Consider the following 11,316-nt stretch of genomic DNA (forward strand, 5'->3'; position numbering starts at 1 on the left):
GGCAGCGGCATCCGCAGGATGCCGCCAAGTTCTTCCACGAGGCTCAGTCTTCTGTTTTCTCGATGTTCCAGAACACGGGAACCGGCGATTCCAGGAAGCCGGAAAGCTGGTTGCGCCACACGGAGGGGTTCTTGTACTGGCCAAGCGGAACGTAGCTGACCTCGTCCATGGCATGGGCCTGAAGCTCGGCGGCCGCAGCCTTCTGCTCTTCAGCTGTCGCCGCGGCGATGTATTTGGCGCGCAACGCTTCCAGCTTCTCGTCTGTCTGCCAGCCAAAAAATCCCTTGGCGCCGCGACCGTTCAACATCGGATTGTTAAGCGGCGTCATGATTTCCGGTACAATCCAGTTGGTGAAGAACATGTTCCATCCACCCTCAGCCACCGGCTTCTGCGAGGCACGGCGAGTGACGAGCGTCTGCCAGTCCATGGGCTGAAGTTCGACGTTGAAGCCCGCAGCCCTCAGCGCGGCCGCGGCCACGACCGGCTGGGCCTTGACGGTCACGACGTCGGTTGGCTGAAGGATGACAACGGGAGTTCCGTCGTACCCGGCCTCCTTGAGGAGTGCCTTGGCATTTTCCATGTCGCCCGCGCCGGTCAGGCTTTCGGAACCGGCCAGTGCTTCGAGCGGCGTGCCGCAGCCGAAGACGGAGCCGCAAATGGTGTAGTAGTCTGGATTGCCGATCAGGGCGTCGAGAACATCCTTCTGGTTCATCGCTTTTAGAGCAGCCTGGCGGATCTTCTTGTTATCGAAGGGCGGGTAGAGGAAATTCATGCGGCCCATGGTCTGCGAGCCAAGCGTGTTTAACGTCTTGACGGTCAGTTCGTCATTGCTCTCGACGAGCGGCAAAAGATCAACTGGCGGCGCTTCGATATAATCGATCTCCCCGGACTGGATAGCATTGATTGCCGTCTGGGCATCGGGCATGCTCAACCATTCCACACGGTCGACCTTGACCACCTTTCCGCCGGCCAGCCAGCTCGCAGGCTCACTGCGCGGCACGTAGTCGGTGAATTTTTCATAGACCGACTTGACGCCCGGCTGGTACTCGGCCGTTACGAACCTGAAGGGGCCCGAACCGATAAATTCGGTAATGGCGGTATCAGCCGGGGTTGCGGCAATGCGTTTCGGCATCATGAACGGCACGACCGAAGACGGTTTGGCCAGAACGTCGGGCAAGAAGCCGAAGGGTTCCTTCAGCTTGAAAACAAAAGTTTTGTCGTCCGTAGCCGTCAGGCTTTCAGTCTTGTCGAAGAGGACCTGACCGGAGGTGTCCCGCTTGCCCCAGCGCTGAAGCGAGGCAATGCAGTCTTCCGCTGTCACAGGCGTGCCATCGTGCCATTTCAGACCGTCGCGCAGCGTGAATGTATAGGTCAGCTTGTCATCAGAGACAGTGTAGTCAGCCATCTGGGGCTGCGGTTTGAAGTCGGCATCAAGCGCCAGGAGCGTGTCATAGATCATATAGCCATGATTGCGCACGATATGAGCGGTCGTGATGATCGGATCAAGAATACGCAAGCCCGAATGTGGTACGGCCATCATTGTCGTGGCTGAGGCATCCGTCCCGAAGCCGGCAACACAGGCTGAAAGGGCGATGATCGCCGCAACGAGCCCGCTTTTTGCCCGGCTTGCTTTTCTGGTCAACTTAGCTTGCATGATTTCGCTGTTCCCTTTTTTGTTTGGCAGGTAGCGACCGGAACGCGCGGGCATTGGCCCGCACGCAAGCGCACGGCACCCGTCTGGTCCGGACCGTTTTCGACAATGTCGCCGCGATCCCTGAAAGTTTGCGCAGCGAAGAGCACTTGTGCCGCCGCAAAGGTGCGGCGAAACATACGACTGCAATACCTTTCGCAACTGCGGCTGTGAGACCGCATCAAGAAAGGCCTGCAAGGTACGGCTTGCCGTCACATGGCGAGCACGTAGGCATAGCTGACTATAACGTCATTCCGATTGAAGCATGGTGTGCAAGGCGTTCCCCTTAGGATTATTTTACCGCGATGCGATTGCTATTCTCGACTATCGATTATAGGGTCGTTGAAAGCCTTGTCAACGATCTTGCTGCGTCGCAAAATGAATTTTACCAGTCCCTCAGAAGGATCCGATCACCGGGCCCGCATTGCCGCGCTGGAGAAGGCATTTGCCGTGCTTGAGATGTTCGGGCCGGAAACGCCTGAACTGAGAATTGCCGATGTTGCGAGGCGAGGAGGGATGAACCGGTCCAGCGCCCAGCGTCTGGTTCATACACTTGTCAAATCCCGTTGGCTTGAACGCGACGCACTGAGCGGTGTCCTTTCTCTCGGGCACCGGGCTTGTTATCCCGCACATGTCTATCTTTACAGCAACCAGTTGATCGATCTCGTGATGCCGTTGGTCGTGGAACTGAATGCACGCACCGGCCTCAGCACCGACCTCTGGCTCCTCGACGGGAAGACCGCTGTTACGCTGGCCCGGGTCCCGTCACCCGCCGCATCCCTGGCACTTGCCCCGGTTGGCAGCCGCGTCGCACTTGCCGGGACCGCGCCAGGCCGGGCGCTGTTGTCTCTTATGGATGCCGCAACACTCGATACATTTCTGGCAACATGGACAGGGGACGCGGGTCAGCTGCGCGAGCGGATAGCCTCTGAGCGCAGCGTCGGATTTTCCTTTGACAGTACTGGCGAAGGCGGATCCCACCATGTCGTTGCGACCGCTTTTCGCGATGCAGCCGGCCAGCCGCTTGCTGCGATCTCGCTTTCCGGTCCTGTAGACACGGAGGCAGCAGGCACGGTGACCGGGCAACTTTGCGAAACCGTCTCACGCATGGGGGAGTTGATGGTGACACGGGGGGTACGCCCGGCCAACCTCGAGCCAAATCCACGCACGCTGTGGCCGCTGGTTGACGACGAGAATGACCCGCTCGAGGTGACGGCTGTTTCCAAAAGCCTGCATTTATTGCAGTTTTTCCATCCGCAAACGCCGCTGCTCACCCTGACGCAACTTTCACAGCAAACCGGCTTTCCGGTGCCGACTGTCCAGCGCATTACAGATACGTTGGCGGGACTGGGCTATCTGAAGAAAGATCAGCCCAAACGCGCTTTCCATGTATCGGAGCGGGCGCTTGATCTTCTTTATCGTTTCCAGATGGGAAACGCGTTGCTCCGGTCGGTATGGCCTCGGCTTATAAGGCTGCGGGAGGAATGCGGGCTGCGTTGTTCCTTCTGCATCCTGGACGGCACGGAAATCATCCACCTGCTGCATGTTCAAAGCCGACCACAACCGGCTTTCAGAACCGCCTATCCGGGCAGGCGACTTCCAGCCGTTTCATCCTCCGGTGGTCGGGCGATCCTGTCGTGGCTGCCAGCTGGAGAGATTGAAAGAATTCTTTCGGAAAGCCCCGTCCAGCCCGGCACGCCCTTTACCGTTACGAACAAGGAGGAAATCCGCAAGGAGGTTCTGGAAGCAAGCGTTCGAGGCGTGGCTTTCACGGATCGCCAGTCGATCCGCGAAGAGGTAAATGTTGCCGCCGCGGTACCGGGACCAGACGGTCGTCCGGCGGGAGCCATCGTCGTATCCGCTCCTGTGCACAGCTGGTCTGTCGAGCGGCTTGAGCGCGAAGTCGTGTCCCTGCTGGTGTCCCACGCCCGCGGCTGATAAAACGTCTCGGGCGACGTATCCCGTCGGAAAAATGACCGCACGTGGTTGCGCTTTTTATCGCAAGTCAGTGCTTAGTAATCGCCACGCTTCCGCCTGATCTCGCGAAGCATCCTTAGATTTTCACGGGCCTGCTGCGCGTTGATCAGAGCTTTTTCCTGTTTCATCAGTTGTTCGCGATCACGATAGTACTGTTGCTGGTTCATACACCCGTTATAATGCCGCGAACCGTAGCACGCTCGGTTGTCTTCATAGTTTTGGTCCTGAGCGGAAGTGCAGGCAGCTAACGTAAATCCGAAAAGGCCACCGACGCAGATAGTCATCATGGCTTTGAGGGCAGGCTTCTGAAATGTCGTCATCATTTTATTCTCCTGTTAATCAATCATTTGGCCGGTGCGATTTTCAGTCCAGTCCAATAGGCGGCAAATGAAAATATATCGGCGGTCTGCGCGACGGCCTTGTCGATCGGCAGGCCGCTGCCATGGCCAGCACGGGTTTCGATGCGCACCAGCCGCGGCTTGGGTCCAAGGTCGGCCACTTGCAGGGCCGCGACGTATTTGAACGTGTGGGCGGGAACGACGCGGTCGTCCGCGTCGGCCGTGGTTGCCAAGATCGCGGGATAGTCCTTACCGTCTCTGATCGTATGATAGGGCGAGTAGTTCAGGAGGTTGCGGAAGGACTTCTCATCCGCCGGGTTGCCGTATTCGCCTGTCCAGAGCGCGCCGCCTGTGAATTTGTCGTAGCGCAGCATGTCCATGACCCCAACACCGGGAAGTGCGACGTCGAACAGATCAGGGCGCTGGTTCGTAACAGCGCCGACAAGCATCCCACCGGCGGATTCACCTTGAATGGCAAGCCCTTTATGAGATGTAATCCCAGTCTGCTTCAGAAATTCGGCGGCAGCGATGAAGTCATCGAAGGAGGTTTGCTTTTTGTCGAGTTGGTCGGCGCGATGCCAAGCCTGTCCATACTCGCCGCCACCACGAATATTAGCAACCGCCAGCACGCCGCCCTGTTCCACCCAAGCAAGTCGCATGGGATCGTAGATGGGTGACTGGCTGAGGCCGAACCCGCCATAAGCATAAAGCAAGGTCGGAGCAGGCCTGGTAACATCCTTGCGCCGGATGATGAACATCGGCACTTTGGCCTTGTCCTTCGAACGATAGAAGCGCTGCTCGACATGGATCCGGTCGAGGTCGATCGGTACTTTTGGCTCCGCCCAGGGGGTCACCACCTCAGAGGCCATGTCGTAGTGATAGATAGCTATTGGCGCATCGTAGCTGGTGAAGACGAAGAAGGCTTGACCGGCATCGGCTTCCAGAAATCGGTCGCTTCCGACGCCCGGCAACTTCACAGTGCCGTCAGGCTTTCCGTCGAGCGTGAAGCGTCGCAGCTCCGACTTGACGTCGATCTGATAGTTCACCAACAGTCTGTCGCCCGCAAGAACCGCGCTGTCCACGACCGCGCCATCGGCAGCCTCGGCTATGATCTCCTTTGGCTTTGGGTTCTTGTCGGCGAGATTAAGCGAGACAACGCGCCACGCCCGGCATCAAGTGTCGTGGCGAGAAACAGGGTTTGGTTATGATTGCCGATGACGTACCACGCAGAATTCATGTCGGCGATGATCGTGCGCGGCTTCCAATCCTTAGACGCGAGATCGACGACGGTCAAAGAACTTTCGTTCGTGCCGGGTGTAGACGAGATGGTGAGGTAGCGTCCTCCCGAAACCCTGTCTGCCCCGTGCAATAATTCAGGGCGATCAGGGGTCGCGTAGATAAGACGATCCTCTGCTTGCTCTGTCCCCAGCCTATGAAAATAGACGGCGTGGTTGGCGACCACAGCAGCAGTGGCTCCGTTCACCGGCTTTGGAACGCGCGAATAAAAGAAGCCCGATCCATCAGGCGCCCAGGCAATGCGAGTGAAGCGCGCCCACTCAACAATGTCCTCAAATATGTGGCCGCTATCGACGTTTAGCACTCTGATGGTCCGCCAATCGCTACCACCCTTCTGCGTGCCAAAGGCTGGCAGGCGCCCGTCGTCGGATGCGTTCCATCCCGCCACGGCATCTGCACCGTCCTGTGCCCAATTATTGGGATCGATGAGCACGCGAGTGTCGCCAAAGACGCCTTCACGGACATAGAGGGATGGCTGGTTTTCATTTCCCTTGATGACGTTGAAGAAATAGCGATCTCCACGCTTTCTGGGGACGGTGTAGCGATCATAATCAAGCAGTTCCGTCATCCGCTTGCGGAAATGGTCGCGTCCGGGGATCGCTTCGAGATAGGATCGCGTAACGGCATTCTGTGCCTCAATCCAGGACCCGACCCTAGGGTCTTGTGACTTATTATTCTCCAGCCAGCGATAAGGATCCACAATCGTTTGACCGAAGTGCTCGTCGCTGACGTTCATCCGCTTTGTCTCGGGATAGATTACGTTTGGTAAATTTATCAATGGTTGATCAGCAGAGTTGCCGTCTGCACATGTGAGCAAAAGGGCGATGAACGCGGCGGGTGTTCGCATCGGTGACTCCAGAAAACAGGGTGATAAATATCTTTCGTTGAGTTTTATAATGGCACTAAGTGTCATTATTGTGACTTGAAAATTGCGTCAAGGGGATAAGCGAAACCGTTTGCCGCTGTGGATGAGGCGCTGAATGTCGTCTATATCCTTGGTGAGGAAGCCCAGGAGCATGGATGAGCAGAACAATCCCGGAAGATGCGCATATCGAAGTGGCGAGATGCGCCGCCATTTTGTTCCTGCAAAAAGGCGTCGCCGACACGACTGGCGACGAGATTGCCGATGCGGCAGGTATCTCGAAGCGCACGCTTTGGCGCTATTTCCGTACGAAGGAAAGTTGCGTTGAGCCACTGTTCGCGCTCGCGTCGCAGCGTCTTGCGGACAGACTTCTTGGCTGGCCAAATGATGTCTCGGTGGAACAGTTTCTGCAGGCGACCTACGACATGAGCAAGATCGACGGCCAGGAGATCAAAGACACTGGGCTGCTCATCCATCTCATCGCTCGCCTGGACGAGGAACCGGCTCTTCTCGGCCCATGGCACATGGCGACGCGAAACACCGAAGATACGATGGCTGAGGTAATTGCCAGCCGGCTTGATCTCTCGCCGAAGGATTTCGATGTGATGCTATGTGCGGCTACAGTCGCGGCGGCAATGCGGATCGTTGACGAAACTGTCAGCCGCGGCGCGGTGAAATACGGACAGGTGCCGACTGTCGCGGAGACGAATGACAGACTGGCTCAGGCGATCCGACGAGCGAGCACCCTGCCATTCTGCGACCCCATCACGCCGAGGCCAAGATGAATGATCTGCTCATGGCTGCAGGCGCCCTGGCCGAGAAATTTGGAACGCGTCGTGTCTTCCTGACCGGCCTGTGGGTCTCCGTCACATTCTCCTTTGCCCTAGTGCTTAGACGACATGCGTCCGAGAGGGTTCTGTTCGCTGTCGTGAATGTCGATTGTATTCGGCGCGTAAGCGCCTTCGTATTCTTGGCCTGGAATCGATTTTCACGCCAATCTAAGATTATCAATCGAAATTCATCGTGAGTTATCGGATTTCATGAGAATGTCTGTCCTGAGGTCAATTTCAGGGCTTGGTATCAAAATTCATGGAGCCGGGGCAGAAGAAGTCATTTTCAGGAGAGGCAAGCGTTTTTCACGGGCGCTGACTGCCGGAAGCCGCCGTTCCGGTCGGCTATGCCGCCCTGATCGATGCCTGGAGCTTGTCCGTGCCCGTGCCGATCAGCCTGTCGGCTATCGGACCACGTCACAAGGTCTACCAGGCCGAGGGCTGGAGCCTCTACACCCCGCGTCACCGGCCGGATGAGGATCTCGTCGGCCACCTTACATTTGCACTCCGCTACGAGGGGTTGGATCTTGCAGTCCTGAAGGCGTTGTTCCGCGAAACCGGTCCGGAGCCGATCGCGGCCATCGTCCGCGCAGCGCCGACCGGCGCCTATGCGCGCAGGCTCTGGTTCCTCTACGAATGGTTGCTCGATACGCGGCTCGATCTGCCCGATGCGACCCAGGGCAGCTACGCCCTGACCGTCGATCCTGAGCAACAATGGGCGGTGGAAGGGACGACTTCGACGCGCCACCGCGTGAAGAACAACCTCCCCGGCACGCCCGCCTTCTGCCCGCTGATCTTTCGCACGCCCGCGCTCGAGGCCTTCGTCGCGCGCGGCCTCGGCGACAATGCACGACGGCTCGTCGCCGAAGTGCCCGCCGATCTTCTGGCGCGCACTGCCGCCTTCCTGCTGCTCAAGGATTCGCGTTCGAGCTTCCAGATAGAGGGAGAAGATCCACCACAGGATCGCATCCAGCGTTGGGGACAGGTGATCGGCGAAGCCGGCCACCGGCCGATCGACCGCGCCGAGCTCGAACGGTTGCAACGCATCGTCATCGGCGACGCGCGTTTCTTCCATCTCGGACTGCGGGAGGAGGGCGGCTTCATCGGTGAACACGACCGCCTGACCGGCGCGCCGATCCCCGATCATGTCGACGCCCGCCACGACGATCTTCCGTCACTGGTCGATGGGCTGATCGCCTTCGATCGCGGAGCCGCGCACCGGCTCGATCCGGTGCTCGCCGCCGCCATCCTCGCCTTCGGCTTCGTCTACATCCGTCCGTTCGAGGACGGCAACGGGCGACTGCATCGTTATCTGATCCACCATGTCCTTGCCGAGCGTGGCTTCAACACGCCGGGCCTGGTCTTTCCGGTGTCGGCCGTCATCCTTGATCGCATCGACGCCTATCGGACCGTACTCGAAAGCTATTCGCGCCGTCTTTTGCCGCATATCCGCTGGCAGGCGACTGATCGTGGCAATGTCGAGGTTTTGAACGACACCGCCGATTTCTACCGCTATCTCGACCTGACGCCGCAGGCGGAGTTCCTGTTTGAATGCGTCGCCCGCACCATCGACGTCGATTTGCCGGCCGAGACCGCGTTCCTGCGTATCTATGATGCGTTCAAGACAGGGGTCCAGAGCTTGATCGACATGCCGGATCGGTTGCTCGACCTTCTGTTTCGGCTCCCGCGCCAGAACGATGGAAGGCTGTCAAAGCGTGCGAGAGACAGGGAGTTCGCTGCGCTCACCGATGAGGAGGCCGCGAGGATCGAAGAGGTTTATGCCGATCTTCAATTGCGGGGCTGAGCACTTGCAATCTCAGAAATCCCCGGCGACCAAAGCCGCCGGGGTCTTGGCCCTGCGTCGGAAAGGGATAGCATTGTCCGTGGTTGCTCCGCTGCGAGGCCTGGCAACCCGCCAACTGCCAAACCGACCCAGTCACGATAATGTCCTGGCGATACTCTCGCAGCCGTAACGGTCGTTGGCGTCAGAGGTCCGAACGATTTGATTGCGCGAGTCAGCGTGGCGGTATCCAGCACCATCATGCCTTCGTCTCATGAAAGGATCAGCACACCGACCTTCAATGTGGCAGAGGGGCGGTGCCATTCGCCGCTCTGGTCTTTGCCTTCCGTTCTCCGCATCCTAGAGCATCAAGCCATCCGATGAACGCGCGGGTGGCGCGTGTAGAGCCGGTTGACCTGTGTCGCTCTGATATGGACTTGGGGCAAGTTCCAAAGCACCCAATGTTCCGCGCGGGTTCACGACTTAATCGCACCCACCAGTGGATATATCCCTATCAACGAAAAGAGCTCTTAAGCCCGTCTGGTTTTAGTCAGCATCCCGCTGATCCGGGCCGTGTGGGCGCGCGGCGTGCGTGCCTGCTCCAACCCTTTCACTCTGGGTTATCCTCTCACTTCGCTCCGGTGCGGCGGCCTTCCAAGAGCTACATCAAGGACCCAAACCAGAACATCAACTGGGTGCCGCCGCAGGGCGGCGAGGGGCCGGCTTACGCCAATATGTGATGCGGTGGGGCTGTGTCATGAATGACCAAACCATCAGCGTGCGGAGATACCCGGAATGAACGAGGGAAATGATTTTGCGCGCGGCCATGGATGAGATCGCCGCCCATGGGCTCGATGGTGCGCGGACCGACACGATCGCGCGGCGCGCCGAATCCAAAGCGTCATCGCAGTTTGAGATGACATCGCCTGCCAAAGGTGTCGAGATTATCGTTCGCTTCGTCTGGCACTACTTTCTCGATAATCCGGAAATCCTGAGCTTGCTCGACACCGAAAACATTCACGCAGCCAGCACATGCGCGCCAAAGTCGAACACCGTAAGCCTCTGGTGCTCTCGCTCTACCCGCCAATGCCGGGTGCCGACAATGACGAGGGATACTCGCACGACCTGTATTGGGATGATGGCGGTATCAGCAGAGATGCAGAGTCCAAGGGAAAGTTTTCCGTAATTGAGGTCAGCTCTGGACGAAGAGACGCCGTTCTCCATAAATATTGGCGCATAATCTGTTCTTGCCGCGTCTCCTCGAAGCGGCAAGTTCAAAACTTTGCAGGGCTCCGGTTGGGATGGTTCCGCCTCGCACTGATCAAGGCCCGTTATCGGCTGGCGGAGCACCATTCGTCCGTTCCAAGACGAGACGGCGCCTCGAGTTCCATAACATACGTTATGCGATTATTGTATGTAGCCGGGTGGGTTCTAGAATGAAGTGCGACTTGCTAATGATCCCAATGGGTTATCAATCGCAAGGATGATGCAATGAAGCGCACCTACTCTCAGATTGGATTGGACGAACGCCGTAAGATTGCCCGCTGGAGGTTGGCTGGGCTCAGTATCGACGCCATCGCGGAAAAACTCGGAAGGCACCGTTCGACGATCTTTCGCGAAGTCCGGCGCAACATATTCATCGACAAAGAAGTCCCTGATCTTAGCGGTTACTACTGCGTGACCGCGCATCAAATGGCCTGTGATCGCCGCTTGAAGCTGCGCAAGCTCGCGCGCTTCTCGCATGTCCGACAATCGGTTATCGAGCGGATCGTACACGGCTGGTCACCGCAGCAGATTGCCGGAAGGATGCGACTTGAGCATCATCCGATCTCGGTGAGCCACGAGACGATCTATAAATTCGCATACTCAGCCGACGGTCAGGCGATCAAGCTGTGGCGACACCTGCCGGAACGTCGTGCCAGGCGCAGGCCGAGACACGCCAGACGCAAGCACGGTCAACGCTTTAGCTCGGATCTGAACATTCTGCGACGTCCCGACACTGTCGGCGAACGCAAACAGTTTGGGCACTGGGAATGTGATCTCATCCAGTTCCGCAAGAAGTTTGGGAAGGCCAATGTCACATCGCTCGTCGAGCGCGTGAGTCGATTTGCGATCTTCCTGCGTAACAACGACCGTCAGTCACGTCCGGTTATGGACGGACTGATACAGGCCCTCAAGGCCCTACCCCATCCCGCCCGTCGCTCGATCACCTTCGATCGTGGCACCGAGTTCACGGACTGGCCGTATCTGCAAGCGAGCATCGGCACCCAAACCTGGTTCTGCGACCCGCAATCGCCATGGCAGAAAGGCACCGTCGAGAATACCAACGGCCGGGTCCGGAAATGGCTTTCGAGAGAGGTCGATCCATTGTCGGTCACAGATGCCGATCTAATCGAGATCTGCAACCGCCTCAACGCAACACCCAGAAAATGCCTCGGCTATAGGACACCGGCCGAAGTCTTTCGCAAGAAACTGCTCGCGCAGATCAGGCATGCCAGCTAGCTTGATACACAACAGAAGTCGCGGTTCAGCGTGAACTCACA

8 protein-coding genes and 2 pseudogenes are annotated in these 11,316 nt (G+C 58.0%); 6 read left to right on the top strand and 4 right to left on the bottom strand.

The window, feature by feature from the left end; translation table 11 throughout:
* Window positions 1–43: 43 nt before the first annotated feature.
* The gene (locus tag RAC79_RS23835; protein WP_374997609.1) at window positions 44–1,654 is read right to left on the bottom strand and encodes an ABC transporter substrate-binding protein; all 1,611 of its coding nucleotides are present in this window, start codon (window positions 1,652–1,654) and stop codon (window positions 44–46) included.
* 414 nt (window positions 1,655–2,068) lie between these two features.
* On the opposite strand from RAC79_RS23835, the gene RAC79_RS23840 reads away from it, so the two are divergent.
* Window positions 2,069–3,628 carry an IclR family transcriptional regulator gene (locus tag RAC79_RS23840; protein ID WP_374997603.1) on the top strand — a complete coding sequence of 520 codons (1,560 nt, stop codon included), beginning with the start codon at window positions 2,069–2,071 and terminating at the stop codon, window positions 3,626–3,628.
* A 74-nt stretch (window positions 3,629–3,702) separates the two neighbouring features.
* Here the strand turns inward: RAC79_RS23840 and RAC79_RS23845 are convergent, their stop codons facing one another.
* The 3 genes and pseudogenes from RAC79_RS23845 to RAC79_RS23855 form a co-directional block, all read right to left on the bottom strand.
* Entirely contained in the window at window positions 3,703–3,990 is a 288-nt protein-coding gene (locus RAC79_RS23845) for a hypothetical protein (protein WP_374997604.1), read from the bottom strand.
* 20 nt (window positions 3,991–4,010) lie between these two features.
* On the bottom strand, window positions 4,011–4,874 hold the full coding sequence (locus RAC79_RS23850; protein ID WP_374997610.1) for a prolyl oligopeptidase family serine peptidase: 864 nt from the start codon (window positions 4,872–4,874) through the stop codon (window positions 4,011–4,013).
* Window positions 4,875–4,901: 27 nt separating this feature from the next.
* Window positions 4,902–6,214: pseudogene (locus RAC79_RS23855) on the bottom strand (S9 family peptidase); the annotation flags it as partial.
* Window positions 6,215–6,321: 107 nt separating this feature from the next.
* Here RAC79_RS23855 and RAC79_RS23860 point away from each other — a divergent pair.
* From RAC79_RS23860 to RAC79_RS23880, 5 genes and pseudogenes are all read left to right on the top strand, one after another.
* Entirely contained in the window at window positions 6,322–6,948 is a 627-nt protein-coding gene (locus RAC79_RS23860) for a TetR/AcrR family transcriptional regulator (protein WP_374997605.1), read from the top strand.
* Between the two features lie 424 nt (window positions 6,949–7,372).
* Window positions 7,373–8,797, top strand: a complete 1,425-nt coding sequence (locus RAC79_RS23865; RefSeq protein WP_374997606.1) for a Fic family protein — start codon at window positions 7,373–7,375, stop codon at window positions 8,795–8,797.
* 641 nt (window positions 8,798–9,438) lie between these two features.
* Window positions 9,439–9,513 (top strand): annotated as a pseudogene (locus RAC79_RS23870) (4Fe-4S dicluster domain-containing protein); the annotation flags it as partial.
* Between the two features lie 74 nt (window positions 9,514–9,587).
* Window positions 9,588–9,959 (top strand): hypothetical protein, encoded by a 372-nt coding sequence (locus RAC79_RS23875; RefSeq protein WP_374997607.1) that lies wholly within the window; start codon window positions 9,588–9,590, stop codon window positions 9,957–9,959.
* 305 nt (window positions 9,960–10,264) lie between these two features.
* Window positions 10,265–11,275 carry an IS30 family transposase gene (locus tag RAC79_RS23880; protein ID WP_022557263.1) on the top strand — a complete coding sequence of 337 codons (1,011 nt, stop codon included), beginning with the start codon at window positions 10,265–10,267 and terminating at the stop codon, window positions 11,273–11,275.
* Window positions 11,276–11,316 lie beyond the last annotated feature (41 nt).

The sequence above is a fragment of the Agrobacterium sp. LR_9 genome (assembly GCF_041954855.1).
GTDB lineage: Bacteria > Pseudomonadota > Alphaproteobacteria > Rhizobiales > Rhizobiaceae > Agrobacterium > Agrobacterium leguminum.